The sequence below is a fragment of the Streptomyces sp. NPDC017225 genome, from assembly GCF_044331465.1.
In the GTDB taxonomy this organism is placed as follows: domain Bacteria; phylum Actinomycetota; class Actinomycetes; order Streptomycetales; family Streptomycetaceae; genus Streptomyces.
Window position 1 is genome coordinate 367,995 of the sequence record NZ_JBIRNE010000004.1, and the last position, 25,712, is coordinate 393,706.

Below are 25,712 nucleotides of genomic sequence, written 5' to 3' on the forward strand. Positions count from 1 at the left end.
CCCGGTGACGGACCGGGCAACCGCTTGGCGCCATCGGCGCCCGCGGAGCTACTCCTCGAAGGTCGCCGTCAGCGCCTGGGCCAGTCCCGGCACCAGGTCGGAGCCGGTGAGGACCTCCGTGGCGGCGTCCTTCTCCCGCAGCCGCAGGGCCGAGTCGCGGGCGCCGTCGCGCAGGACCGCGACCGTCATGCGGACCTCCTGGCGCTCGGGGTGCTCCGCCACCCACTGCGCCAGCTTCGTCTCGTTCAGGCCCTCGGGGACCTGGGCCTCGGCGGACGGCGGCAGCATCAGGCGCTCCACGGCGAGGGCGCAGCCGACCACCGCGTCCGGCCAGGCGATGGTGCCCAGGAACTCGTCGAGCGGCTGGTCCGTTGGAATCTCGTCCTGCTCGATCGGGGTCAGGCCGGAGCTCTCCGACTCGTCCCGCAGACCGAGCCGGTCCGCGAGCGAGGGCTGATCGGCCCTCAGACGTGCGGTGTCGACAAGTGCGAAGAGGCGTGCGGGCTGGTCCCAGCCGAGGCCGGAGACGTACTCGTCGATCTCGAGTACGGCCTGGGTGAGGGGGTTCGCTGCCATGGGGGTGTTGGACATGGTCACAATCCTGCCTCGTTGGTAGCCCGAATCGGGAACCGAGTAAACGATGAGTAAGTTGCATAGGTGTGGGCCCACGATCACGGGGGCGCACGGGGGGCCCACGAACCCGAGGGCCTGACGGATCAACAGCGAACTTCGAGGTGCGCACCTTGGCTTTCCAGATGCCGGACCGCGGCGGAGGCCCCCCGACGGGGCCGCGGATCAGAGTGGGCCGCCCGTCCCGGCGTGTCCGAACCCTGCTGATGACACTCGGTGTCCTCGCCGTGCTCGCCATGGCGTTCACCATGTTCGCGGGATTCTGGACGGACTGGTTGTGGTATCGGTCGGTCCACTACTCGTCGGTGTTCACGACGACCCTGTGGACCAAGATCGGTCTTTTCTTCGTCTTCGGTCTGCTGATGGCGCTCGCGGTCGGGTTCAACATCTGGCTGGCCCACCGGCTGCGGCCGCCGCTGAGCGCCATGTCGATGGAGCAGCAGAACCTCGACCGGTACCGGATGGGCATCGCCCCGTACAAGAAGTGGCTGCTGCTCGGTATCACCGCCCTGGTCGGTCTGATCGCGGGCGCCTCGGCGTCCGGTCAGTGGCGGACCTGGCTGATGTGGGTCAACGGCGTGCCCTTCGGGCAGAAGGACCCCCAGTTCAAGCTGGACGTCGCCTTCTACGCCTTCGACCTGCCCTGGTACCGGTTCCTGCTGGGCTTCGGCTTCGCCGCCGCGGTCATCTCCGTGATCGCCGCCGCGCTCACCCACTACCTGTACGGCGGACTCCGCGTCACCAGCCCGGGCGCGCGCGCCACGGCCGCGGCCACCGGGCACCTGTCGGTGCTCATCGGCATCTTCGTCGCCCTCAAGGCGGTCGCCTACTGGCTCGACCGGTACGGGCTGGCGGTGAAGTCCAGCGACTTCAAGGCGACCGACAGCTGGACGGGTCTGAGGTACGTCGACGCCAACGCCTACCTGCCGGCCAAGACGATCCTCTTCTGCATCGCCGTCATCTGCGCGCTGCTGTTCTTCGCCACCCTGTGGCGTCGCACCTGGCAGCTGCCCGTGATCGGCTTCGGCCTGATGGTGCTCTCCGCGATCCTCATCGGCGGCCTGTACCCGGCGCTGGTCCAGAAGTTCCAGGTCCAGCCGAACGAGCAGGCCAAGGAGGCGCCGTACGTCCAGAAGAACCTCAAGGCGACGCGCGAGGCCTACGGCATCGAGGGCACCCAGGTCACCGAGTACCCGGGCGTGAGCGAGACCAAGGACAAGACCAAGCTCCGTGACGACGTGGACGCCGCGGCCTCCATCCGGATCATGGACCCGAACGTCATCTCGCCCACGTTCCAGCAGCTCCAGCAGATGCGGAACTACTACGCGTTCCCGAACAACCTGGACGTCGACCGCTACGCCAAGGACGGCAAGGACCAGGACACGGTCATCGGTCTGCGCGAGCTGAACCTGGCCGGCATCCCGAAGAAGAACTGGATCAACAACCACTTCCGCTACACCCACGGCTACGGCGTGGTCGCGGCCAAGGGCACCGAGGTCGACTCCGAGGGCCGCCCGGTCTTCACCGAGTCCAACCTGCCGTCCGAGGGCGACCTCGGCGAGTACGAGCAGCGGATCTACTACGGCGAGAAGACCACCACGTACTCGATCGTCGGCGGTCCCCAGAAGGAGATCGACTACTCCGACGACACCGGGGAGAAGACGTTCAGCTACAAGGGTGACGGCGGGGTCGACCTGTCCAACCCGGTCAACCGGGCGGCGTACGCGGCCGCGTTCGGCGAGCCGCAGATCCTCTACTCCGGCGCGATCGGTGAGGGCTCGCGGATCCTGTACAACCGCACGCCCAAGGAACGCCTCGAGGCCGTCGCCCCGTGGCTGACCATCGACGGCGACGCCTACCCGGCGGTGGTGGACGGCCGTATCCAGTGGATCGTCGACGCGTACACGACGACGAACGGCTATCCGTACGCCTCCCGTACGACGCTGGGCGACACGACGGCCGACTCCCTGACCGCGGCCAACGACCAGCGCGCGGTGGTGGCCCAGCAGAACCAGGTCAACTACATCCGCAACTCCGTGAAGGCGACCGTCGACGCGTACAGCGGTGACGTGAAGCTCTACCAGTGGGACACCAAGGATCCGGTCCTGAAGACCTGGATGAAGGCGTTCCCGGACACGGTGCAGGACAAGGGCGAGATCTCCGACGAGCTGATGGCGCATCTGCGCTATCCGCAGGATCTGTTCAAGGTCCAGCGCGAGCTGCTCACGCGTTACCACGTGAAGGACGCCAACACGTTCCTCAGCGGCAGCGAGGTGTGGCAGGTGCCGGACGACCCGACTAACAAGTCGGGCGACGCGGTACCGCCGTACTACCTGAGCATGAAGATGCCCGACCAGGACAAGCAGGCGTTCTCGCTCACGACGACGTTCACACCCAACGGACGTGACAACCTCAGCGCGTTCATGGCGGTCGACGCCGAGGCGGGGACAGAGGGCTACGGCAAGATCAGAATCCTGAAACTGCCCACGAGTACGACCGTCAACGGACCGAAACAGGTCCAGAGCCAGTTGAACTCCGAGCAGGACATCGCCGAGACCATCAGGCTGCTGAGAGGCGGCGACTCGGAGGTCGAGTACGGCAACCTGCTGACGGTGCCGTTGGACGGCGGACTGCTGTACGTGGAGCCGGTCTACGTGCGCGGTGGCGACCTCAAGTACCCGCTGCTGCGCAAGGTGCTGGTCAGCTACGGAGGTGCCACCGCATTCGAGAACACGCTCGACGAGGCCCTCGCCAAGGTCTTCGGGGAGGCGACGGAGGAAGGCACGACCGAGCCACCAACGGACGAGGGCGAGGACACGACCGAGCCGCCACCGACGTCCACCAACCCGACGGTGCGGGAAGCGCTGGGCGATGCGCAGGAGGCCTTCGACGCAGGCCAGAAGGCCCTGGAGCAGAAGGACCTGGCCGCGTACGCGAAGGCCCAGAAGGACCTGGAGGAGGCCCTGCGGCGCGCCGAGGACGCGCAGGCCAAGGCCGACGAAGGCGCCGGCGGTAAGAACGGCGACGGCAAGACCGGGGACCAGGCCGGGGAGAAGGCCGGGGACGGCGAGTCCAGTCCGAGTCCCACCCCGACCGGAGACTCCGGTGGAGGCTCGGACAGCGGCTGACACCGCTGCTTCGAGCCGGGCGTTCGAGCTGGTCAAAGCCCATCCCGCGCCGTGCTAGGGTTGTGAACACAACGGCGCGGGGTGGAGCAGCTCGGTAGCTCGCTGGGCTCATAACCCAGAGGTCGCAGGTTCAAATCCTGTCCCCGCTACTGAATAAGTCGTGAGCTTCGTGCGAACGACAACAAAGGCCCGGATTCCTTTTGGAATCCGGGCCTTTGTGATGTGCGAACGCATGTGCCGGTGAGGCTACGGCCGCGCCGCCAGGGGGAGTTGGGGAGATCTGTGTTTGACTTGTCTCCCTGTGGGCATGTCGACAAAACGCTGAAGTGACCTCACTGGCTGCGGTATACCGGATGTACCCAGGTTGCAGGTGGTGCGACGATGGACGTTATGGGGGACATGGTAAATCTGTTCGGGACAGGGCGTTTTGCCCAGCTGTCCGGTCAGGAGGAGAGCGCGGACGAGGCCCAGGAAGCCGCCGACGAGGCCGCCGAGGAGGTGCGCCGGCGACTCGCCGCCGACGCCGGTGACGTCGAGGCGATGAGCGTCCTCGGTGCGATGCTGCTGCGTCGCGGCGACTTCGACGGGGCCGAGTCCCACCTGCGTGCCGCGACCGCGGCCGGCGACCGGGCCGCCGCCAACAACCTGGGCGTCCTGCTGCACCAGCGCGGATACGCCGACGACGCCGCCGGATGGTGGCGGATCGCCGCCGTCGCCGGGTCCGCGGCGGCCGCCCACGCCCTGGGACGGCACTTCCGCGAGCGCGGGGACGAGCCCGCCGCCGAGTACTGGCTGTGCCAGTCCGCGGAGCAGGGCCATGTGCTGGGCGCCTACGCGCTCGCCGACCTGCTGGAGCACCGCGGCGACGGCGCCGGGGCCGAGCGGTGGATGCGGGCGGCGGCCGAGCGAGGGCACCGGGAGGCCGCGTACCGGCTGGCACGGACGCTGGACCGGGGTGCCGGGCCCGACCGTGACGGCGGTGGCCGCGCGGCGCCCCCCGCGGCCGACGAGGCCGAGCAGTGGTACCGGCAGGCCGCCGCGCGCGGCCACCGGCGGGCCGCACTGCACCTCGGGACGATCCTGGAGAGGCGGGGCGAGCTGAAGGAGGCCGGCCGCTGGTACCTCACGTCCGCCAAGGACGGCGAGGCCCGCGCGGCCTGCGCACTCGGCTTCCTGCTGCGCGACGCCGGGGACACGGAGAGCGCGGCCGTGTGGTGGCTGCGCGCCGCGCAGGACGGTGACGGCAACGCGGCCAACGCGCTGGGCGCGCTGCACGCCGAGCGCGGCGAGACCCAGACCGCCGAGCGCTGGTACCGGGCCGCGATGGATGCCGGGGACGACAACGGGGCGTACAACCTCGCGCTGCTCTGCGCCGAGCAGGGTCGCACCACGCAGGCCGAGCAGTGGTACCGGCGGGCCGCGTACGCCGGGCACCGGGAGGCCTCCAACGCGCTGGCCATCCTGCTGCTGCGCGGCGGGGACGAGACGGGCGCCGAGCCGTGGTTCTCCAAGGCCGCCGAGGCGGGCAGCGTCGACGCCGCGTTCAACCTCGGGATCCTGCACGCCGGGCGGGGCGAGGACCGGGCGGCGCTGCGCTGGTACGAGGGGGCCGCCGCCGCCGGGCACACCGAGGCGGCGTTGCAGGTCGGGATGGCGCGCCTGCGCGACGGGGACGAGCGCGAGGCCGAGCGGTTCCTGCGGTGCGCGGCGGGGGGCGGCAGCGCGGAGGCCGCCTACCGCCTGGCGACGGTGCTCGACGCGCGCCGGCCGCCCGAGCCCGCGCACGAACTGGGCGAGACGGCGCAGGAGAAGTCCGAGTGCGAGGAGTGGTACGAGCGGGCGGCCTCCCAGGGGCACCGGCGGGCCCAGGTGAGGGTCGGGATGCTGGCCGCCGCGCGGGGCGACGTGGTGGAGGCGGCGCGGTGGTACCGGGAGGCGGCCGAGGCCGGGTCCCGCAACGGCGCGTTCAACCTGGGGCTGTTGCTCGCCAGGGAGGGGAGCGAGCCGGAGGCCGTCGTGTGGTGGCGCAGGGCGGCCGACGCCGGGCACGGACGGGCGGCGCTGCGGCTGGCGCTGGTCTGTGCGCGGCGGGGGGAGCTGGCCGAGGGGCAGCGGTGGGCCGACCGGGCGGTGACGCTGGGGCCGACGGAGGTCGGGGAGCGGGCGGCCCGGTTGCGGGACGCGTTGCGGCAGGAGCTGTCGGCGTGACGCGTGCCGCCGCCCTGGGCCGGGGTGCCTTGGACGGCGCCGGCGTTTCTGCTGGGCGGGGTGGGTCGCGTGGTCCGGCGCCGCCCGGGTGCCGCCGCGCCCACCCGTGCCGCACCGGCGGCACGACTGCCCGCAGCGGCGGTGGCGTCGCGGCGGGACTGCCCGCACGCCGTTGTGGTGGAAGCGATTTGCTTCTGGTCGTGGGGCTGACGTAATGTTCCATTCATCGACGCGGGGTGGAGCAGCTCGGTAGCTCGCTGGGCTCATAACCCAGAGGTCGCAGGTTCAAATCCTGTCCCCGCTACTGAAGGCCGAGGGCCGGAATCCGAAAGGGTTCCGGCCCTCGGTGCGTTGACACCCACGCTCTCGCCCACGCGAAGAGCCCCGGCGCCTGTCGGTGCCGGGGCTCTCGTGCGTGCTAGGGGGAGGCTTACGCCGCCGCGCAGTTCGGGCAGGTGCCGCGGTACGTCACTTCGACGTCCGAGACGGAGAAGCCGAAGCGCTCCGAGTCGGGAAGGTCCGCCAGCGGGTTGCCGACGGGGTGGACGTCGCGGATCGCGCCGCACTGGGCGCAGACCAGGTGGTGGTGCGGCTGGTGCGCGTTCGGGTCGTACCGCTTGGCACGCTTGTCCGTCGCGACTTCCAGGACCTCACCGAGTGAGACCAGCTCGCCCAGGGTGTTGTAGACGGTCGCCCGGGAGATCTCGGGGAGCTTGCCCACGGCCCTGGCGTGCACCTCGTCGGCCGTCAGGTGGACGTGTTCGCCGTCGAGGACCTCGGCCACGACGCGCCGCTGGGCGGTCATGCGCCAGCCGCGTCCACGCAGCCGTTCCAGTAGGTCACTCATACAGACCAGCCTAACAGCAAGGGGGACCAGGTCCCGAACGTGTGTGACTTTGGAGTCTTACTTGACTTAGACATTGTCCATTGTAGGATCGGTAGTGGCATTAGCCAAGGGACAGGTTTTGCAGGATTGGCGCAGGAGGCGTACGTGACTCAGGGACCGCTCACTACGGAGGCCGGGGCTCCGGTAGCCGACAACCAGAACAGTGAGACCGCGGGCGTCGGCGGCCCCGTGCTCGTGCAGGACCAGCTTCTGCTGGAGAAGCTGGCCCACTTCAACCGTGAGCGCATTCCGGAGCGTGTCGTGCACGCCCGAGGCGCCGGCGCCTACGGCACCTTCACGGTTACCGCCGATGTCACCAAGTACACCCGGGCGAAGTTCCTGTCCGAGGTCGGCAAGGAGACGGAGACCTTCCTCCGCTTCTCGACCGTGGCCGGCAACCTGGGTGCGGCGGACGCAGTCCGTGACCCGCGCGGCTTCGCGCTGAAGTTCTACACCGAAGAGGGCAACTACGACCTCGTCGGCAACAACACCCCGGTGTTCTTCATCCGGGACGCCATCAAGTTCCCGGACTTCATCCACACCCAGAAGCGCGACCCCTACACGGGTTCGACGGAGATGGACAACGTCTGGGACTTCTGGGGCCTGTCTCCGGAGTCGACGCACCAGGTGACCTGGCTGTTCGGTGACCGCGGCATTCCGGCGTCGTACCGCCACATGGACGGCTTCGGCTCGCACACCTTCCAGTGGAACAACGAGGCCGGCGAGGCCTTCTGGGTCAAGTACCACTTCAAGACCGACCAGGGCATCAAGTGCCTCACGCAGGCCGAGGCCGACAAGCTCGCCGGTGAGGACCCCGACTCCCACCAGCGTGACCTTCGTCAGGCCATCGAGCGCGGCGACTTCCCGTCCTGGACCGTCGGCGTGCAGATCATGCCCGTCGCCGAGGCCGCGAAGTACCGCTTCAACCCGTTCGACCTGACCAAGGTGTGGCCGCACGCGGACTACCCGGTCATCGAGTTCGGCAAGCTGGAGCTCAACCGCAACCCGGAGAACGTCTTCGCCGAGGTCGAGCAGTCGATCTTCTCCCCGGCGCACTTCGTGCCCGGCATCGGCCCGTCCCCGGACAAGATGCTCCAGGGTCGCCTGTTCGGCTACGGCGACGCCCACCGCTACCGCGTCGGCATCAACGCCGACCACCTGCCGGTGAACCGTCCGCACGCCACCGAGGCGCGCACCAACTCCCGTGACGGCTACCTGTACGACGGCCGCCACAAGGGTGCGAAGAACTACGAGCCGAACAGCTTCGGCGGCCCGTTCCAGACGGACAAGCCCCTGTGGCAGCCGTCCGCGGTCTCGGGTGTCACCGGCGAGACCGCGACCCCGTCGCACGCCGAGGACAACGACTTCGTCCAGGCGGGCAACCTCTACCGGCTCATGACGGACGAGGAGAAGGAGCGGCTGATCAACAACCTGGCCGGCGCCCTCTCCGACGTGTCGCGCGACGACATCATCGAGCGCGCGATCAACAACTTCCGTCAGGCCGACGGCGACTTCGGCAAGCGGCTGGAGGCCGCGGTCCAGGCCCTGCGCGGCTGACGTCCAGCACTGGACCGCTTGTCGTAGCGGCGGGCCGGATCCCCGGGGACGGGGGTCCGGCCCGTTCGTCGTGTCGGCGGAAGTGTCGCCAGGTGTGGTCGCCAGGTGTGGTCGCCAGGTGTGGTCGCCAGGTGTGTCACGGGGAGCGCCGTGGACCGTGTCGCGGGGCGTGTCGCCGGGTGTTTCACACAGGATGTGCCGCCGGGCGGGATGTCGTCAGGCGGTCACCGCCGGTGCCTCGTGCCGGGACCGCTCCGGTGCCCAGCAGCGGATGATGTCGCGGACCGAGACGATGCCCGCGGCCTCGCCGCGGTCGAGGACGATGAGGTGGCGGAAACCGCCGTGCACCATGGCCCGGGCCGCCTCCTCCACGGTCCAGGACGGCGTGGCGAACACGACGTCGGTGGTGGTGTGGGCGTGGGCGCGTTCGGTGTCCGGGTCCTGGCCCAGGCCTACGGAGACCAGGACGTCGCGTTCGGTGAGGATGCCGATGCCGCCGGCGTCGGGGTCGTACACCACGGCCGCGCCGACACGGCGCGCGGACATCAGGGCGGCGGCCTGGCGGAGGGTGTGGGCGGGGCCGATGGTGAGGACGACCGTGCTCATGGCTTCGCGGACGAGCATGGGTGGAGCCACCTCCTGCCGGTGAATCCATGAGCTGGTTCACGGATTCACAAGTTCACAAGTGGGGGACTCCCAGAGTGGCAGGCAAAGCGCGGGTCAACAAGGGGCGCGCAAGGAGCAAGTGCGGGGGCGTCAGGAAGGCGCTCAGTAACGCTGGTTGAGGTACCCGAGGAGCTCGTCGTGGAGCCGGCCGTTCGACGCGGCCGCGTTGCCGCTGTTCGGGCCGGGGCGGCCGTCGAGGCCGGTGAAGGTGCCGCCGGCCTCCGTGACGATGATCGCGTTGGCGGCCATGTCCCAGAGGGAGAGCTCCGGTTCGGCGCAGATGTCGACCGAGCCCTCGGCGACCATCATGTACGGCCAGAAGTCGCCGTACCCGCGCGTGCGCCACACCTCGCGGGTCAGGTCGAGGAAGCCGTCGAGCCGGCCCTGTGCCTCCCAGCCCTGGAGCGAGGAGTACGCGAAGGAGGCGTCGGAGAGCTCCGAGACCTGGGAGACGCGCAGCCGGGACGCCGAGGTCAGGCTGCGGCCGGTGAAGGCGCCGTGGTCCTTCACCGCCCACCAGCGGCGGCCGAGGGCTGGGGCGGATACGAGGCCGACGACGGGATGGTAGCCGCCCTCGCCCGCCTCGGTGAGGGCGATGAGGGTCGCCCAGACGGGGACGCCCCGCACGTAGTTCTTGGTGCCGTCGATCGGGTCGATGATCCAGCGGCGGGGGCCGGTGCCCTCGACGCCGTACTCCTCCCCGAGGACCGCGTCTCGGGGGCGGGCGCGCGAGAGGTGGCCGCGGATGAGTTCCTCGGCGGCCTTGTCCGCCTCGCTCACCGGGGTCATGTCCGGCTTGGTCTCGACCTTCAGGTCGAGGGCCTTGAAGCGTTCCATCGTCGCGGCGTCGGCGGCGTCCGCGAGGACGTGGGCGAGGCGGAGGTCGTCAAGGTAGTCGGGCATGTCGTCACGGTATCTGCCGGAGACGGGGCGGGGCTACCAGGGGTTTGACGGACCGGAGCGCGTTGCCGGGGGCGGAGGGCGGTGACGGGCGGGCGTGGGGACCGGTGTTGATGCGGTGCGCGGGTCTGTCGGTGCCGGGCGGAGGTGGCGCCGCGGACCGGCGTGGCGGGGCGCCGCCGTGCCGACCGCCCGCGTCCGCGATGGCGTGCGCGAGGGCTCTTGACAGTGCCCCCATACCCGTCAAATCTGGGCACCAAGTCGCCCGGCCCGAGGGAGGCGCTGGTGCCCGCAGCCCGGGAGTCCCTGCTCGACGCCGCCTGTACGGCGTTGACGCGTCGGCCGTGGTCCGCTGTGCGGATGGTGGACGTGGCGGCGGCGGCCGGGGTCTCCCGGCAGACGCTGTACAACGAGTTCGGGAGCAAGGAGGGCCTCGCCCGGGCGCTCGTCCGCAGGGAGGCGGACGGGTACCTGGCCGGCGTGGAGCGTGCGCTCGCCGACGGCCCCGGCGACTTCCGCGAACGCCTCGCCGCGACCGCCGAGTGGACCGCGTCCGCCGCCCGCCAGAACGCGCTGGTGCGGGCCGTGCTCACCGGCTGCTGGAGCGAACGCCTGCCTTCACCGGCCCTGGCGGCGGTGCCGTCCTCCTCGGCCGTGCCGGCCCAGCGCCGCGCCGACGGTCCGCTGCCCTCGCCCGGCGACCTCGTCGCCCTCGTCCGCGACCGTGCCGTGGCCGTCCTGAAGGTCTCGGATCCGCTCCCGGACGTCACCGAGCTGGCCCGCTCCTGCGAACTGGCGGTGCGTCTCGCCCTGTCCTGCGTCGCGGCGCCGCCCGCCGAGGGCGGGGTGGCGGAACTCGTACGCACCGCCCTGCCGCGCCGGTTGACGGCGTAGCGGTGGAAGCGGCGAACACGTCGAGCACCTCGGACGCGGCGAACACGTGCACCCGTCGAAGCCGTGCACCCGTCGAAGCCGTGCACCCGTCGAAGCCGCGCACCCGTCGAAGACGCGCACCCGTCGAAGACGCGCACCCGTCGGAACACGGCGAGCGCGTCGACCGCCTCAGTGCGCCGAGCCCGACAGTTGCAGCCCGATCACACCGATGATGACGAAGCTGATCGAGACGATCTTCAGGGTCGAGACCAGGTCGCCGAGGAACACCATGCCGTAGATGGCGGTACCCGCCGCGCCGATGCCGGTCCACACCGCGTACGCGGGACCGACGTCGAGCTTCTTCAGGGCCATGGTCAGCAGGCCGAAACTGCCCAGCGCGAAGGCGCAGAAGGCGATGGTGGGCCAGAGCCGGGTGAACCCGTGCGACAGCTTCAGGCAGACGGCGAAGCCGGTTTCGAGCACCCCGGCCACTATGACCAGCAGCCACGCCATGTGTTGTCCTCCCGTAGTCCCGTGCCGTGACCGCCGCGTCGCCTGGTCTTCTTCACTGGGTACTTCGTCCGGCTTTGCTCAGGCTTGGATCCGGCTTGGTGCGATTATGCACTTACCGGTACCACGGCACGGCAAACAACGCGGAGGTCAGTCGCCTTCCTTCGCTTCCCGCGTCGACAGCAGCCGGCGCAGCGAGTACAGCCGGGCGGGGTCGGCGTGTCCCTCGGCGACCCACGCGTCCAGCGCGCAGTCGGGCTCGTCGTGACTGCACGCGCGGGGGCAGCCCTCCGTGCCGGGCACCAGGTCGGGGAAGGCGTTGATCACCCGGGACGGATCGATGTGCGCCAGCCCGAACGACCGTACGCCCGGAGTGTCGACGACCCAGCCGCCCTCCTCCGAGGACAGCGGCAGGGCGAGGGCCGAGGTCGTCGTGTGCCGGCCACGTCCCGTCACCGCGTTGACGTGGCCCGTCACGCGGCGGCGGTCCTCGGGCACCAGGGTGTTGACGAGGGTCGTCTTGCCGACGCCGGAGTGGCCGACGAAGGCCGTGATCCTGCCGTCCAGGTGCTCACGCACGAGGTCGGCCGCCGCGCCGTTCTCCAGCTCCTCGCGGCTGGTCACGACGTACGGGATGTCCAACGCGCCGTACAGCTCGAGCAGTTCGTCGGGCGGCGCGAGGTCCGACTTGGTCATCACCAGCAGCGGGGTGAGGCCGCCGTCGAACGCCGCGACCAGGCAGCGGTCGATCAGACGCGGGCGTGGCTCGGGGTCGGCGAGGGCGGTGACGATGGCGAGCTGGTCGGCGTTGGCGACGACCACGCGCTCGTAGGGGTCGTCGTCGTCCGCCGTACGGCGCAGGAGCGAGGTGCGCTCCCCGATGCGCACGATCCGCGCGAGCGTGTCCTTCTTGCCGGTCAGGTCACCGACCAGCGCCACCCGGTCGCCGACGACCGCCGCCTTGCGGCCCAGTTCGCGGGCCTTCATCGCCATGACGATCCGGTCCTCGACGAGACAGGTCAGCCGGCCGCGGTCCACGGTCAGGACCAGGCCGTCGGCGGCGTCCTCGTGCTTGGGCCGGATGTGGGTGCGCGGCCGGTTGCCCTTGCGGTTGGGGCGGGAACGGATGTCGTCCTCGTCGGTGTGCTTGCCGTAGCGACGCATGGTGAACCGCCCCTATGCCCCGAGCGTCCCGGCCCACAGGTCGGGGAAGTCGGGCAGGGTCTTGGCCGTGGTCGCCACGTTCTCGATCCGCACCCCCTCCACCGCGAGGCCGATGACCGCGCCGGCGGTGGCCATGCGGTGGTCCTCGTAGGTGTGGAAGATCCCGCCGTGCAGGCGGCGCGGGCGGATGTGCAGTCCGTCGGCGGTCTCGGTGACGTCGCCGCCGAGTTCGTTGATCTCCTTGGTGAGCGCGGCCAGGCGGTCCGTCTCGTGCAGGCGCAGATGCGCCACCCCGCGCAGGGTCGAGGGGGAGTCCGCGAGGGCGGCGACGGCCGCGATGCCGGGAGTGAGCTCGCCGACCTCGCTCAGGTCGACGTCGATGCCGTGCACGGCACCCGATCCGGTGAAGACGAGGCCGTAGTCGGTCAGTTCGCAGGAACCGCCCATCTCGGTGAAGATCTCGCGGAGCCGGTCGCCGGGCTGGGTGGTGCGGGACGGCCAGTCGGGGACCACGACCTTGCCGCCGGTCACCAGCGCCGCCGCCAGGAACGGCTGGGCGTTGGACAGGTCCGGCTCGACCGTCAGGTCCCGGCCGAGCAGCGCGCCCGGCGTGACCCGCCAGACGTTCGGCTCGCCGCCGGACTCCGGGGTGTCGACCTGGGCGCCGACCGAGCGCAGCATGTCGACGGTCATGCGGATGTGCGGCATCGACGGCAGCGCGGAGCCGGTGTGGCGGACCTCGACACCCTGGTTGAAACGCGGCCCGGACAGCAGCAGGGCGCTGACGAACTGGGAGGACGACGACGCGTCGATCTCGACCGGGCCGCCCTCCAGGGCGCCGCCGCCCTGCACGGTCAACGGCAGCGCGCCGCGCCCGTCGTCGTCGATGCGGGCGCCGAGGGCACGCAGCGCGTCGATCACTCCGTGCAGGGGGCGCTCGTACGCGCGCGGGTCGCCGTCGAAGCGGACGGCGCCGTCGGCGAGTGTGGCGACCGGCGGCAGGAAGCGCATGACCGTGCCGGCGTTGCCCACGTCGACCGTGGCCGGGCCGCGCAGGCCGGCCGGGATGACGCGCCAGAACTCGCCGGTGCCGTCCGGGCCGACGCCCTCCTCGATCTCGACACCCATCGCGCGCAGCGCGCCGGCCATCAGAAGGGTGTCGCGGGAGCGCAGCGGGCGGCGTAGCCAGCCGGGCTCGGAGGCGAGGGCGGCCAGCACCAGGGCGCGGTTGGTGACCGACTTGGATCCGGGCACGTGGACGGTCGCGTCGACGGCTCCGCTCGCGTGCGGGGCGGGCCAGAGGGCGGTGTGCGCGGGGTTCACGGTCATGGGCCCCACTTTAATGGCTGAGGACCGCCGGAGATCTTGATCAAAAGCGGCGAAACCTGACCGAAAGCGCGACAGTGCAATTGCCGTGCATATATGCGGAGCGCAGGGAGAGGGCGTCCCCAGGGTCACCCCCGGGTTCACAGCTCCAGCAGCCAGCGCCCCCCGCCGATCAGCGAGCACAGGGACACCGCGTGGAAGAGGAAGAACCACACCCCGGCCGGCGCGTGGGTCAGCCGGGCCAGCTGGTCCGCGTCCGAGTCGCCGGCCCCGCCCCGCGCCCGTTTGGCCTGCAGCTCGAACGCCGGACGCACCCCGCCGAGCAGCAGGAACCACACCACCGCGTACGCGAACGCCGCCTGCACCTGTGGTCCGGCCAGCCAGGACACCAGGACGAACGTGGCCCCGGTGAGCACCACCGTCAGCACCCCGTACGCGTTGCGGACCATCACCAGCAGAGCGACCAGCAGCGCCGTCGCCAGCCACAGCAACAGGGTGATGCGTCCCGAGGCCAGCAGCGCGGCGCCGCCGAGGCCGAGCAGCGGGGGAGCGGTGTAGCCGGAGACCGCGGTGAGGATCATCCCGAGGCCGTGCGGCTTGCCGCGGCTGACGGTCAGACCGCTGGTGTCGGAGTGCAGGGTGATGCCGGTCAGCGTGCGCCCGGTGGCCAGTGCCACGAGTCCGTGGCCGCCCTCGTGCGCGATGGTGATGGCGTTGCGCGCCATCCGCCACGGACCGCGCGGCACGACGACGGCGAGCGCGGCGACCAGGGTCGCGATCACCACCCACAGGTCGGGATCGGGCTGGGTGCCGGAGACCTCGTCCCAGAGGGAGGTGAGCGAGGCCGTTGCGAGGTGGTCCATGTCCGGTGCGGGCTCCTCGTGGGTGCGGACTGACGGGTGGGGCGCGCAGCGCCTCACTGAGAGGTGAGAGGTGAGAGGTGAGGGGTGGTGGTCGGGAGGCGGGCGGGCCTGGCAGTGTGGCACGTATGTGCGGACGGTATCTGAGACGCCGACGTAACAGGGATCGTTCCTGACAGCAAACATGCAGGTCACAGCGTTGCAGCCCCGGAGCGATCCGGGGCTCTTGCCTTACCCGTGCTGACTGCGTGCTGACCTGTAGACACCTGTGATCACCCCAGGGAACCCGTCCCGTGCTGGGCTGGTACTGATGTCAGTCCCTTTTAGGCAGCTCGACGCGCTTCTACACGAAGGACACGATCTCCATGAGAGCCTGGTGGAATCCGTCCTGCAGGCGTCGGCGAACGACTCGGCACTGTGCTGTCAGGCATCGGCGTTGGAGGAGTTTGCTAGGCGGTCGATGAGGTGCTGCTTGACTCCGTAGACCGCCTCACTGGCGCACCCGTGCTGCCCGCCTGCCGGCGGCCGTTCGATGTGGTAGGCCGGGCATGATGGGACGACTACGATGATGCGCGCTCTTTGGGGCAAGGCACGGGCTTCGGCAATGTCAGAGGCCCCCACTAGGTTCGCAGGATCAGTCGCTGAAGGAGGCGTGGACGATGACGGCGAGCGCCGACCATCTCAAGGCGCTGCTGGCGGCACATGCTGCGGCCGATGACGACCGCTTCTACAGCATCGCCTTGCAGGTAGCGGCGAAGTCCGCTCGGCAGGGTCATACGCGGCTAGCCGGCGAGCTTCGGGAATTGATCGACGCCTCTCGGACTCAGAAGATCACCCGCAGTGTGGCTCCCACCCCCGTGGTGCAGCCGCGCGGCGAACTCGCGAGCCTCCTCACTGCTGACTATCCCGACATCCGTCTCGACGAGATGACACTCTCGGATGAGACTCGGGCGTTGCTGGAGAAAGTCCTGCACGAACAGAGGCAGCGAGGCCGACTGGAGCGATTCGGATTCACGCCGGTTCATCGTCTGCTGCTGTCCGGTCCGCCCGGGACGGGCAAGAGCATGACGGCCGGGGCGCTCGCCAGGGAGCTGGGGCTGCCGTTGTTCACGATCCGCTTGGACGGTCTGATCAGCCGATTCATGGGTGAGACTGCATCCAAGCTCCGGTTGATCTTCGACACTGCGGCGGAGACAAGGGCCGTCTACCTCTTTGACGAGTTCGATGCTCTTGGAGCGGATCGCACCAGTGGCAACGACATCGGGGAAGCTCGCAGGATCCTCAACTCCTTCCTGCTCTTCCTCGACCAAGCTCCGGCCGAGTCGGTGGTGGTGGCGGCAACCAACCACCGGCAGTTGCTGGACAGTGCTCTGTTCCGCCGCTTCGACCTGGCCGTTCTGTACAGCGCGCCTTCGGCCAACCAGGCGATGGAAATCCTCCAAAGAAGACTTTCCGCGATGGACACCTCTGCTGTAACGTGGCCTGATCTCATCGCTCAGACCGAGCGACTGAGTCACGCGGAATTGGTCAAGGCGGCAGAGTCGGCCGCCAAACGGGCGATTCTCGGGGGGAGCGACGTGATCGATGCAGGCCACTTGAGAGACGCCTTGGAAGAAAGGCACTCCCTGCGTCATGCCTGAGGGTTCCGCCCACCGCGCTGCCCACCTGATAGTCCCCTGGCCTGCGCGGGCTCTCACCCCCAAAGCCCCTACAGGCGGTGGCAGCGCAAAAGCTGTCGCAGACCGGTCTGGCAGCCGCGCTGCTCACGTCGAGCGCTTGACTGGAGAATTGTCTGCAGTGCGCGAGGCGGCTCATGCCGCAGATATCTCCGTGGATCCCAGCCTGCTGGCCGATGGATTCGCCGTTCGCATCGAGGCCGCCGCAGACCACGAACTCAAACTTGAATCTCTCGACAGTTCCGGGCTGTCGCTGCTGACCGTCCACCCCGCCGCCGACGGCCAGCCCCAGGACGCGGTCGTGTGGGTCCCCGACGGCGCGGTCCCTGCCCTGCTGAAAAAGATCGATTCATTTACCGAAGACACCAGGGGCGGCAAACCTAAGAACAACACCCTCGTCGCCAATATCGAGCAGATCGAGCAGGCCACCATAGAAAGCCTGTGGCAGGAAGAAAAGGAGTCCCTCCCCGCCTCCGAGACCACCGCTTGGTGGGAACTGTGGCTCGACACCACGGTCACCGACGCCGACCAGATCCAGACCCTGCGCAGCCTCGCCGACGCCCACGGCTGGCAGATGCTGCCGCGCACCGTCGACATCGGCCGTTTCCGCGTAGCCCAGATCAGCACAACCGCTCACGAGCTTGCCAGGGTCCTGCGTACCAACGCCTGCCCGTCCGAGATCCGCAGGCCCAGTTTCGTTGAGGAATTCCACAGCCGGGACATCCGCGAACTGCACCGCAACTTTGCCGATGACCTCGCGGAACGACTCCGCCCTGCCATTCCCAGCGCGCCGGCGGTCACCTTGCTCGACACCGGAATCGACCAAGAACACAAGCTATTGCGAGCTTGCATTGCCGGGGCCCACAGCGTGATCACGGGAGAAGGGCCGGAAGATAACGCTGGGCACGGCACGCAGATGGCCGGTCTTGCCCTGTTCGGTAGCGCTCTTGACGAAGCGCTCGCATCTTGCCATCCGCTGTACATGGATCACCATGTGGAATCCGTCAAGATCCTACCCCGACGCCGTAATGCCCAGCCTCGCCCCCACGGTGAGGTCACGGCCGTCGCCATCGCAACGGCCGAGACCGCCGCACCTGAGCAGCCGCGCACCCGCGTCTTCGGCATGGCCGTAACCGTCGAATCCGGCAATGGCGTGAACGGCACGGACGGCAAAGCGACTCTGTGGTCTGCCTCCCTGGACGCGCTCGCCGTCGGCACCGACATCGTCGTCACTGAAGACAGGCTCGACCTGACCGGATCGCCAGACCCCGACGTCGCCAGACTCATCATCGTTTCCGCAGGAAACGTCCGGGACCACACGGTGGCCGACCTCGTCGAAGCCGACGGCACCCTGAACCACCTCAACCTGTGCGATACCTCACGCATCGAGGACCCCGCACAGGCGTGGAACATTCTGACGGTCGGTGCGCACACGGAACTCGATCGCGTGCCCACCAGCAGCGACTACGCGGGATATCAAGCTGTGGCCGCCCGTGGTCTGCTGTCGCCGTACAGCCGCACTTCGGTGCTGTTCCCCGACGCGGCCCCGATCAAGCCGGACATCGTGATGGAAGGAGGAAACTTTCTTGTCGACTCAGATCGGATCCAGATCGACGAACCCGACACAGTGGCCCTGACCACCACCGACCGCACCCATCTCGGCCGTCACTTCACCACGATGCGCGCCACCAGTCCGGCGACTGCCCAGGCTGCGCGTCTGGCGGCGCTTGCGCACGCTCGTTACCCCAAACTGCGTTCCGAGGCGGTCCGCGGTCTGCTCGTCCACGAGGCCGAATGGACCGAGGCCATGTTGGAAGGCGTCTACAACCGAAACGGCCGCCGCAAGATCGGAGCTCAGCAACTCGCCCGCACTCTGTTGCGACGATACGGATGGGGCGTCCCCGCTGAGGACCGGGTTCTCTCCAGCACCGCTAGCGCGGTCACAATGATCATCCAGGAGCAACTGATCCCGTTCCGCCGTGAGGCCAAGACCGTACGCCTCGGCGAACTCAAGCTCCACGAACTTCCATGGCCCCGTGAACAGTTGCTCGACCTCGATGCCACCGAGGTCCAGTTGCGTGTCACCCTTTCGTACTTTGTCGAACCCAACCCTGGCCGCCGAGGCATGCTTGGTCAGTACACCTATCCCTCGCACCGGCTGCGGTTTGCTCTCAAGGGGCCCAACGAGAGCGTCACCGCGTTCGAAGCTCGGGTCGCCGAGAATGCGCAAGCGGAGGATGACGCCCGGACCGCGAGCCGCCCCTTCGACACGGACAAAGACTGGCTCATCGGTCGCACCAACCGAGACCGGGGCTCCTTGCATGCCGACATCTGGCGAGGCACCGCCCGCGAACTCGCCGACTGCGGCGTCCTGGCCGTCTTCCCTGCGGGCGGGTGGTGGAAGTACAACAACAGCCGAGACCGTGTCGGTCGGGCTGTTCCTTATGCGCTCTTCGTCTCTCTGAAGACTCCCGATCTGACTGCAGACCTCTATACGCCCACTGCGGTCCAACTCGGTATCCCCGTCCCGGCCGAGATCAGCAACAGAGCAGAGAACACCGTGCCGCTCGACATGCATCTGTTTTGACCCCATTAGCGACGTGCCTGCCCGGCCACAGTAGGACCGCCCCGCTGCACCGCGAGTCGGTCAATCTGTCGGATGGGAGCCCTGTGTGTGGCCGAAGGTGCGCCGGAAGGCGTCGATGAACGCGCTGGCCGAGGACCAGCCGCACCGGTGTGCCACCGCGGTCACCGGTTTCTCCTGCGCCAGCAGGACCAGTGCGTGCTGGAGCCGCAGTTGGGTGCGCCATTGGGGGAAGGCCATGCCGAGGTCGCTGCGGAAGAGCCGGGAGAAAGTGCGGTTGCTCGCACCAACCTGGCGTCCCAGTTCGGCGAGGGCGCGGTTGTCGGCCGGATTGGCTTGCAGGGGCTCGCACAGTGCGCGCAGCCGGGGCAAGGCGGCCGCGGCCACCCCGGAGGATCTGCGGAGGATGGACACGGCCCGGCGCGAGCGGGCCCTGCAGGCGGCGGTCTGGCGGCGCCGGACGTACGTGGTGCCCGAGCTGGCTCGGCTGCGCGACCGCGCGCTGAACATGCTCCGGCTCGCGGTGGCTGGGCGCAACGAGGAGATGAGCGAGCTCGACGACACGAGTATCCGGCTCGTCGGCGAGGGCCTGGGGGCGCACGTCCCCTCCGTCAAGGGCCGCCCGGCCTGCGATGTCGGCGTCGCCTACAGCGAGAACCCCGACACCTGCCCGGTGCACTGCTGGCTTGCCTGGCAGGCTGCCAAGCTCGCCGCCGGCGCCGCTCCCGGCGGTCCCGCCCTGCCCGTCGACCAGTGGGGCAACCTCGGCGCCACGCGGCTGTCCCCGGACGGCTGCGGGCGCGCGATGTCCCGCGCCGCGCAGTACGCCGGGCTCACCGGGCGCCGGATCACCGGCCACTCCGCACGGCGCGGTGTCGTCGTCGCGGGCCGCAAGAGGGGCAAACGCGTCGAGAAGCTACGTGCCCAGGGCGGTTGGTCGAAGAAGAGCCTGGTGTTCTGGGAGTACGCCGACGAGGGCGAGCGCTGGGAGGGCAACGCCACCGACGGAATCGACCTGTGACTGCGTACGTGTCCGGGCACGTACGCAGGTGAGGAGCAGGAAGGAAGGCTGTGGCCGTCGACTACGCCGCGATCTGGCAGGCGCTGAACCCTCGTCAGCAGGTCTATCTCAAGACCATCCACGAGGAGGACCAGGAACGGGAGGCCGCGCAGACCGCGAAGCGGTCGCCGGAGTTCGCCGCTGCCTACCGGCGCCTCGCCCACCGCCGTGGCAAGAAGATCGCCACCACCGCGGTGGCCCGCCGCCTGCTGGCGCGCGCCTATCACCTCCTGCGCGAGGTCGAATTCGCCCAGGAGCACCGATGAAAGCAGCCGATGACAACCGCCAGGGACGGTTGCAGACCCCGGGTGAGCTCGCAAAGTTGCATGAGACGGCCTTCCGGCCGCGCTCGATGACCTGACTGAGCAGCCCGGATCCCCGAACCACGGTCATGGCGCCGGGCGTTGGCCCGGTGCCGAATGGGTGCGTGTGAGAGCACTCCGCCGGCCAACATGTCGGGGATCCTAACGACTGGACCTGCGAACATCCGTGACGCTTCCTCGGTCGTCATGTTCGGCTGCTGCTCGTCGGCGTCCAGCTCGTGCGTCCGCGCCCGCGCGTGCCTCACGGGCTCCGGCGCTCCAACTGCGGGTGTCGGGACCAATCGACCAGTCAGTATAGGTGAAATTGATCTTGGCCTTGGAAGCTGGCCCGGAGCCGGGATCGTGCCTTCAGTTTCACGGTCGTACGGCCGGATGTTCTCATTTGATGCCCGAACTGGACTCCCCCATACGGCAGCCCTGCCAGACAGGCACGAGGAAGCTCCACGAAGAAAAACGCCTCGGCAGAGAACGAAAAGCCGCAGGTCAGGGCTATCTATATGCTTGACAGGCCCGGCCGTCATGGGTGCATCAATCAACCGCTACTCCTGGACGAATGTTGCGGTACGGTTCCGCAAGTCATCCCGTGAGCTGCTGGAGCAGGCCGCGCGGTGCAGTGATCCCCTCCGCGCCACCGGGCCGTTCGCCGCTGACCCGACGACGAAGGCGCGGAGCCGGACGTTACGACCGGCAACAGCACCGAACACAAAGGAAACCAGCAGGTGACGATATACGTCATAGGCACCGAAGATTCCGACCTGGTGAAGATCGGTTACACCGGCGGCGACCCCCACGCCCGCCTCTCCCAGCTTCAGACGGGACAGCCCCAACAGCTGTACTTGCTGTGGACCTGCGACGGCGACCGCGGCCTCGAACGCGCCCTGCACTCTCGATTCGCCCCCTACCGCTCCCGCGGCGAATGGTTCGGCCTGACTCGGCTCGGCGACCCCCGCAAAGCCATACGCGACGCCGCAAGTGAACTCACCGTCACCCGGGCGCCGACCGTAGTGAACAAGGCCGGTGTCTTCGACAGTGAAGACGACAGGGCCCCGCAGGAGATCCCGGACAGCGACGATGAATGGGGAATTCTGCCCTGCTTTGAGCGCTGGTGTGCAGGCTGCGGCAGCGAACTCACCGTCTTCTCCGAGGAAGTCCTGCGAAACCTTCCTCGCGATCACAAGCGGTGGTGCCCGGCCGGTGGCAGAGTCAAGCTCATCGAACACAACCCGGAGATCAGTCCGTACGTGTGGCCGTTCCACGGCACGGTGTGGCGCTGCAACGAGTGCGCGGCGCCCATCGGCATTCCGCCCGGCACCCCATACCGCGAAGCCATCGACGCCCACGCGAAATACTCCTACCATGACCCGTCCGCGCTGTCGGTGTGGTCGCCGCACTGACCGGTTCGCCCGGCACCCCTAGATAAGGAACACAGCGCTGGGAGCTGTGTCGCGGTGAGCATCGCACCTGGGCAGCGTGACCGGGCCGAACATCTTCTGCGCTGTCCTGGGTAGCCGGTGGAGTGCTGTGGCATCAGCCGCCATCGGCCGCCTTCTGCCGGGGGGCTTTGAGTACCAGGGGGCGGGACATTGCTCCGCGAACGCGCTGGCGAGGTCGTTGGTGGTGGCGCCCGTTGCGGCCTGTTCGGCGCGCAGGGCGATGGCCAGCAGGGCGTGGGCGGAGTCGAGGTTGTCCAGGGCCCCGAGGACCCCTTCAACGGCCTGGTCCACGTTGGGCGGCGCATCGGTGGTCAACATGTTGACCGGTACAGCGGCGGCATTCTCTCCGGCTCTGTCCCCGGAGGAGTGGTCAACGGCTTGACCGGTTTTCGTGGGTGCTCCCGGGTAGCGGCGGTTCCGGTCCCAGACCGGGCGCTGCCAGGGGGCGGGCTCGGGGTAGTCGATGGACGCGGGAACGGCGAGGCCCCGGTTGACCTCGTTACGGTCGAAGTGGGCCGGGTCGTATCGGTGGAAGTCCCACTCGCGCAGTTCTCGGTAGCGCGGCCGTGCGGGCCCGGATCGCTCGCAGCGTGCGCTCGTAATCGAGCGGGCCGCCGCAGTCCTCGGGCGGGCAGGCCCGGCGGCCGGCGCTGCAGCGCGGGTATGCGACATCCTGCGGGTTCGTCCTGGCTTTCATCTCCCGTTGCCTCAGGTCAGCCCGGCAGACGGGAGCGATGGATCCGCATAGATCATGATAAACCTTCGGGATTCCTGAAGAACCACCATGATCTCTATACAGACGCACAGGCCGAGGGCGACGAGGTGCCTGGTCAGGCCCCATGCCGAGGAACCGAGGAGTACGGCGAACTCGCGAGATGTTGCACGCACCCCTTTTGGGTCAGTTGTGGAAACCGTGAAGATCAGGAAACGCAGCATCGTGGTTGTCTGGATAGGCCATGCGCCGCTCGGCGAACGTCGCTGGTGCGTACACGGCGTACCGCGATCGAATCCCCGCAGGATCGCGGGGTCGATGCGGGGCAGGGTGCCGGTGCGGGATCAGGCCAGGAAGGGTTTCCATGGTCTCTTCACGGAGTTCGGCCTGTTCCTGCGCTGCCTTACGGTCTCGCAGCTCCTGTAGTAAGCGCTCGGTGTCAGCAGCAGCTCGCTCATGCCGCACTGCTTCCTTTCTGGCAGCGTCAGCCACCCTCCGCTGCTCATCGAGTTGTGAGCGCCTGCTCCGGGGCGAGAAGTGCTTGATCTCGTACCACTCGGCTTCCGGGTCATCCCTCTTGTCGAGGTGAACATTGGCGCCTCGGGCTGCGAGTTTCTCCGCGCGTTCACAGGCCCGGCGGAAGTCCCAGGCGTACTCGGTGGAGGATCGTCGTCTGGAAGGCCAATAGGCAGTGAGCAGATACCTTGGCGGCTTGGGGCGCTTGCTCAAGTAGGTTCCCCCCGGGAGCAATTGGGATGCACGAGGCGACACCAGGTTATGTTGCAGATATTTATGGCTCAAGTGTGCAGCACTCTGCAAGTTCGCCGTGCCCCTCGGTTCCTCGGCATGGGGCCTGACCAGGCACCTCGTCGCCCTCGGCCTGTGCGTCTGTATAGAGATCATGGTGGTTCTTCAGGAATCCCGAAGGTTCATCATGATCTATGCGGATCCATCGCTCCCGTCTGCCGGGCTGACCTGAGGCAACGGGAGATGAAAGCCAGGACGAACCCGCAGGATGTCGCATAGGAGACCGGCAGCGGCGCTTTAACCTCGATCTTTCGTGAGGGTCTGCCGACGGAGTCGGCGGGCCCTTTCGCTTTCCGGAGCTGATGGTGGGTAGGCCGGCGGCCCGGCTGTCGCGTCGGGTGGGCGCCGGGTTCCACTGCCCGGGGCGGGTGATGTTGTCGTCGGGTCGGTGGACGTTGCTGGTCAGCCGGGGTTGGGCAGGAGCGCGAGCCGTGCGAGTGCGGCGGTGATCTCGCCGGTCCAGGGCCAATGCCGGGCCAGGCGGAGGATTCGCCGACGGCCGGTGGTTACGAGTTGTCCGGCCGTGGTGAACAGGCGGAGCCGCAGGCGGCGGGGTTCCCAGAGCCGGGCCTTGCCGGTCAGGGCGAGCATCGGCATCCAGGCCAGCAGGTCGAGGGCGATCTGCACGATCTCCAGCCAGATGCGGTTCTGGGCCGTGCGGTGCAGGGGCAGGTTGCGCAGGCCGGTGGCCCGGGCGGCGCGGATGCGGTCCTCGGCCCTGGCCCGCAGCCGGTGACGGAGCTCGAGCTCGGCGATCGGCCGGCCGGGGGTGTTGGTGGCGAAGCAGGTCAGCCGCATGCCGTCCGCATCCGTGAGCCTCAACTGTGCTCCGGGATGCGGTCGTTCCTTCCTGACGACCAGCCGCATGCCCTTGGGCCAGCCGTCCAGAACGTCGCCGGTGAGTTCGGTGACCCAGGCGCCGTCCCGGATCTCGCCACCGGTCTCGACGGCCGCCGTCCAGGCCGAGGCCGGAACCTTCAGCACGCGGCTGTGGACCTGCTCGGTGATCACCATGCCGACCGAGTAGGACAGCCACCGTCCCCGCTGGGCGAGCCAGGCGACGAAGTCGTGGGTGCCGCCCGCGGAATCGGTGCGGATCAGGGTCCGGCGCCCGCGCCGGAACTTCTTCGGCAACTGGGCCAGGGCCAGTTGGGCGGCGGTGATGTGGTCGGACGCGGTGTTCGATCCCGCGTTGCCTGGTCTGAGCAGGGCCGCGACCGGTTCCCCCGTGCCGCCGCTTCCGTGGTCGACGAAGCCCATCAGCGGGTGATGGCCATAGGTCCGCTTCCAGGTGGGTGCGGCGTCCTCCTTGTCCGAGTGCGCGATCACCAGCACCCCGTCGAGATCGACGGTCACCGTCCCGCCCGCATCAGGCGCTGCCCGGCCGGCCAACCGCCAGACACGTTGACGGGCTTCAGCCCGCTCGTAACGGATGGCCTGCAGGGCTTTCTCCCCGGAGGCTGCGAGGGTGTCGATGAGGCGGGAGACCGTCGGGTCGGAGGCGACCGGCCCGAATACGGCCGGCTCGGCCCGCAGCATGCCAACGTCGGCCAGGCAGTCCCCGCCCATCGCGACCGCCAGCGCGAGGTCCAGGAGGATCTTTCCGGGATCGTGGACGGCCCGTGGTTTCCGCCAGGGCGCCAGGGCTGCGGACATCGCCTGGTCAAGGCCCGTCTTGCGGACCGTCTCCAGCAGCAGGACCGCACCGGCCTGCGAGACCACCTGTCGGCCGTCTCCCCGGACACGGACAAGTGGGTACGACGAGATAGGCTCTCTCACCTGGAAAGTGCTCTTTTCCTTGCAGCCAACAGGACCCTCAGCAAGTCCTATCGTTGCAGGTCAAGGGCACTTTCCGTGTTTCTGATCAACTCTTGGACAGCCCACCTCGTGAAAGCGCGAGGTTAAGCCCTGCTGATCACTGCCGGCGACAACCCTGAGCGACTGAGTAGTGAGGCATCCTTCGCCGCGTTGTGCGGCGCCAGCCCTGTCGAGAAGTCCTCGGGAAAGACCCGGCGCCGTCGACTCAACCGAGGAGGAGGCCGACAGGCCAACGCCGCCCTGCACCGCATCGTGGTCACCCGCATGCGCCAAGACGAACGCACCCGCTCCTACCTGGAACGACGTAGCGCTGAGGGACGAGGTAAGTGCGAGATCATGCGTTGCCTGAAGCGCTACGTGGCCCGCGAGGTCTACGAACTGATACGCACCGACATGATCGTGTGCCACCAACGCCCTGACGCCCCGTCAACCCTCACAACTGCGGCTTGACGAACATAGGGGCATCAAGCACAAATGCCACGGCCTGCTGGTGATCGCGCTCACCGACGACAAGGGCAGGCTGATCTGGGCCTCCGCCGCATGGACGCACCTCGGAGATCACCGCCTCCCGTCACGACAAGCTCAGCGCCC

At 68.7% G+C, this 25,712-nt stretch carries 20 protein-coding genes, 2 tRNA genes and 2 pseudogenes; 12 read left to right on the forward strand and 12 right to left on the reverse strand.

Going from position 1 to position 25,712, the window contains the following annotated elements:
• Positions 1-48 precede the first annotated feature (48 nt).
• The gene (locus ACH4NX_RS12360; RefSeq protein ID WP_351390559.1) at positions 49-591 is read right to left on the reverse strand and encodes a PPA1309 family protein; all 543 of its coding nucleotides are present in this window, start codon (positions 589-591) and stop codon (positions 49-51) included.
• Between the two features lie 164 nt (positions 592-755).
• Here ACH4NX_RS12360 and ACH4NX_RS12365 point away from each other — a divergent pair, with 164 nt between their 5' ends.
• The 4 genes from ACH4NX_RS12365 to ACH4NX_RS12380 all read left to right on the forward strand — a co-directional run bounded on the left by ACH4NX_RS12365 (position 756) and on the right by ACH4NX_RS12380 (position 6,270).
• A complete protein-coding gene (locus ACH4NX_RS12365) occupies positions 756-3,758 on the forward strand; it encodes a UPF0182 family protein (RefSeq protein WP_351390723.1) in 3,003 nt (1,000 codons plus the stop codon).
• 75 nt (positions 3,759-3,833) lie between these two features.
• Positions 3,834-3,907 (forward strand) — tRNA-Met (locus ACH4NX_RS12370).
• Between the two features lie 232 nt (positions 3,908-4,139).
• Complete coding sequence (locus ACH4NX_RS12375) at positions 4,140-5,966, forward strand: tetratricopeptide repeat protein (protein ID WP_398128873.1); 1,827 nt, start codon at positions 4,140-4,142, stop codon at positions 5,964-5,966.
• 230 nt (positions 5,967-6,196) lie between these two features.
• Positions 6,197-6,270 (forward strand) — tRNA-Met (locus ACH4NX_RS12380).
• 126 nt (positions 6,271-6,396) lie between these two features.
• On the opposite strand, the gene ACH4NX_RS12385 is transcribed toward ACH4NX_RS12380, so the two are convergent.
• Complete coding sequence (locus ACH4NX_RS12385; RefSeq protein WP_279559876.1) at positions 6,397-6,813, reverse strand: Fur family transcriptional regulator; 417 nt, start codon at positions 6,811-6,813, stop codon at positions 6,397-6,399.
• A gap of 144 nt (positions 6,814-6,957) precedes the next feature.
• Between ACH4NX_RS12385 and ACH4NX_RS12390 the strand changes: the two genes are divergently transcribed.
• Complete coding sequence (locus ACH4NX_RS12390; protein WP_351390553.1) at positions 6,958-8,409, forward strand: catalase; 1,452 nt, start codon at positions 6,958-6,960, stop codon at positions 8,407-8,409.
• Between the two features lie 216 nt (positions 8,410-8,625).
• On the opposite strand, the gene ACH4NX_RS12395 is transcribed toward ACH4NX_RS12390, so the two are convergent.
• A complete protein-coding gene (locus ACH4NX_RS12395; RefSeq protein WP_351390550.1) occupies positions 8,626-9,033 on the reverse strand; it encodes a CBS domain-containing protein in 408 nt (135 codons plus the stop codon).
• Positions 9,034-9,177: 144 nt separating this feature from the next.
• Positions 9,178-9,978, reverse strand: coding sequence for a histidinol-phosphatase (gene hisN / locus ACH4NX_RS12400; RefSeq protein ID WP_398128872.1), 801 nt, complete (start codon positions 9,976-9,978; stop codon positions 9,178-9,180).
• A gap of 282 nt (positions 9,979-10,260) precedes the next feature.
• Between hisN and ACH4NX_RS12405 the strand changes: the two genes are divergently transcribed.
• Complete coding sequence (locus ACH4NX_RS12405) at positions 10,261-10,869, forward strand: TetR/AcrR family transcriptional regulator (protein WP_398128871.1); 609 nt, start codon at positions 10,261-10,263, stop codon at positions 10,867-10,869.
• Positions 10,870-11,037: 168 nt separating this feature from the next.
• Here ACH4NX_RS12405 and ACH4NX_RS12410 read toward each other — a convergent pair whose 3' ends face one another.
• From ACH4NX_RS12410 to ACH4NX_RS12425, 4 genes are all read right to left on the reverse strand, one after another.
• On the reverse strand, positions 11,038-11,361 hold the full coding sequence (locus ACH4NX_RS12410) for a multidrug efflux SMR transporter (protein WP_279559871.1): 324 nt from the start codon (positions 11,359-11,361) through the stop codon (positions 11,038-11,040).
• Positions 11,362-11,508: 147 nt separating this feature from the next.
• Complete coding sequence (rsgA, locus tag ACH4NX_RS12415; protein WP_351390541.1) at positions 11,509-12,522, reverse strand: ribosome small subunit-dependent GTPase A; 1,014 nt, start codon at positions 12,520-12,522, stop codon at positions 11,509-11,511.
• 12 nt (positions 12,523-12,534) lie between these two features.
• On the reverse strand, positions 12,535-13,851 hold the full coding sequence (gene aroA / locus ACH4NX_RS12420; RefSeq protein ID WP_398128870.1) for a 3-phosphoshikimate 1-carboxyvinyltransferase: 1,317 nt from the start codon (positions 13,849-13,851) through the stop codon (positions 12,535-12,537).
• A 137-nt stretch (positions 13,852-13,988) separates the two neighbouring features.
• Positions 13,989-14,711, reverse strand: a complete 723-nt coding sequence (locus ACH4NX_RS12425; RefSeq protein ID WP_351390536.1) for a M50 family metallopeptidase — start codon at positions 14,709-14,711, stop codon at positions 13,989-13,991.
• 656 nt (positions 14,712-15,367) lie between these two features.
• Between ACH4NX_RS12425 and ACH4NX_RS12430 the strand changes: the two genes are divergently transcribed.
• Complete coding sequence (locus ACH4NX_RS12430; RefSeq protein WP_398128869.1) at positions 15,368-16,348, forward strand: AAA family ATPase; 981 nt, start codon at positions 15,368-15,370, stop codon at positions 16,346-16,348.
• 157 nt (positions 16,349-16,505) lie between these two features.
• Positions 16,506-18,971: a S8 family peptidase gene (locus ACH4NX_RS12435; protein WP_398128887.1), complete on the forward strand. Its 2,466-nt coding sequence runs from the start codon at positions 16,506-16,508 to the stop codon at positions 18,969-18,971.
• 60 nt (positions 18,972-19,031) lie between these two features.
• Here ACH4NX_RS12435 and ACH4NX_RS12440 read toward each other — a convergent pair.
• Positions 19,032-19,337 (reverse strand): annotated as a pseudogene (locus tag ACH4NX_RS12440) (helix-turn-helix transcriptional regulator); the annotation flags it as partial.
• Positions 19,338-19,374: 37 nt separating this feature from the next.
• Between ACH4NX_RS12440 and ACH4NX_RS12445 the strand changes: the two are divergent.
• From ACH4NX_RS12445 to ACH4NX_RS12455, 3 genes are all read left to right on the forward strand, one after another.
• A complete protein-coding gene (locus ACH4NX_RS12445) occupies positions 19,375-19,989 on the forward strand; it encodes a hypothetical protein (RefSeq protein WP_398128868.1) in 615 nt (204 codons plus the stop codon).
• A gap of 50 nt (positions 19,990-20,039) precedes the next feature.
• Positions 20,040-20,294, forward strand: a complete 255-nt coding sequence (locus ACH4NX_RS12450) for a hypothetical protein (RefSeq protein ID WP_398128867.1) — start codon at positions 20,040-20,042, stop codon at positions 20,292-20,294.
• Between the two features lie 776 nt (positions 20,295-21,070).
• Entirely contained in the window at positions 21,071-21,745 is a 675-nt protein-coding gene (locus ACH4NX_RS12455; RefSeq protein ID WP_398128866.1) for a GIY-YIG nuclease family protein, read from the forward strand.
• 538 nt (positions 21,746-22,283) lie between these two features.
• Here the strand turns inward: ACH4NX_RS12455 and ACH4NX_RS12460 are convergent.
• The 3 genes from ACH4NX_RS12460 to ACH4NX_RS12470 all read right to left on the reverse strand — a co-directional run bounded on the left by ACH4NX_RS12460 (position 22,284) and on the right by ACH4NX_RS12470 (position 25,082).
• Positions 22,284-22,625: a hypothetical protein gene (locus tag ACH4NX_RS12460; protein WP_398153358.1), complete on the reverse strand. Its 342-nt coding sequence runs from the start codon at positions 22,623-22,625 to the stop codon at positions 22,284-22,286.
• Positions 22,626-22,682: 57 nt separating this feature from the next.
• Positions 22,683-23,225, reverse strand: coding sequence for a hypothetical protein (locus tag ACH4NX_RS12465; protein ID WP_398128864.1), 543 nt, complete (start codon positions 23,223-23,225; stop codon positions 22,683-22,685).
• A 480-nt stretch (positions 23,226-23,705) separates the two neighbouring features.
• Complete coding sequence (locus ACH4NX_RS12470) at positions 23,706-25,082, reverse strand: IS1380 family transposase (protein WP_398128863.1); 1,377 nt, start codon at positions 25,080-25,082, stop codon at positions 23,706-23,708.
• 129 nt (positions 25,083-25,211) lie between these two features.
• Here ACH4NX_RS12470 and ACH4NX_RS12475 point away from each other — a divergent pair.
• Positions 25,212-25,571, forward strand: a pseudogene (locus ACH4NX_RS12475) (transposase); the annotation flags it as partial.
• Between the last annotated feature and the right edge of the window lie 141 nt (positions 25,572-25,712).

Bases quoted from the DNA above. Each gene is read 5' to 3' on its own strand.
- ACH4NX_RS12360 (WP_351390559.1), bottom strand. From the start codon at position 591: ATGTCCAACACCCCCATGGCAGCGAACCCCCTCACCCAGGCCGTACTC.
- ACH4NX_RS12365 (WP_351390723.1), top strand. From the start codon at position 756: ATGCCGGACCGCGGCGGAGGCCCCCCGACGGGGCCGCGGATCAGAGTG.
- ACH4NX_RS12375 (WP_398128873.1), top strand. From the start codon at position 4,140: ATGGACGTTATGGGGGACATGGTAAATCTGTTCGGGACAGGGCGTTTT.
- ACH4NX_RS12385 (WP_279559876.1), bottom strand. From the start codon at position 6,813: ATGAGTGACCTACTGGAACGGCTGCGTGGACGCGGCTGGCGCATGACC.
- ACH4NX_RS12395 (WP_351390550.1), bottom strand. From the start codon at position 9,033: ATGCTCGTCCGCGAAGCCATGAGCACGGTCGTCCTCACCATCGGCCCC.
- hisN (WP_398128872.1), bottom strand. From the start codon at position 9,978: ATGCCCGACTACCTTGACGACCTCCGCCTCGCCCACGTCCTCGCGGAC.
- ACH4NX_RS12410 (WP_279559871.1), bottom strand. From the start codon at position 11,361: ATGGCGTGGCTGCTGGTCATAGTGGCCGGGGTGCTCGAAACCGGCTTC.
- rsgA (WP_351390541.1), bottom strand. From the start codon at position 12,522: ATGCGTCGCTACGGCAAGCACACCGACGAGGACGACATCCGTTCCCGC.
- aroA (WP_398128870.1), bottom strand. From the start codon at position 13,851: ATGACCGTGAACCCCGCGCACACCGCCCTCTGGCCCGCCCCGCACGCG.
- ACH4NX_RS12425 (WP_351390536.1), bottom strand. From the start codon at position 14,711: ATGGACCACCTCGCAACGGCCTCGCTCACCTCCCTCTGGGACGAGGTC.
- ACH4NX_RS12430 (WP_398128869.1), top strand. From the start codon at position 15,368: ATGACGGCGAGCGCCGACCATCTCAAGGCGCTGCTGGCGGCACATGCT.
- ACH4NX_RS12445 (WP_398128868.1), top strand. From the start codon at position 19,375: ATGGACACGGCCCGGCGCGAGCGGGCCCTGCAGGCGGCGGTCTGGCGG.
- ACH4NX_RS12460 (WP_398153358.1), bottom strand. From the start codon at position 22,625: ATGGGGCCTGACCAGGCACCTCGTCGCCCTCGGCCTGTGCGTCTGTAT.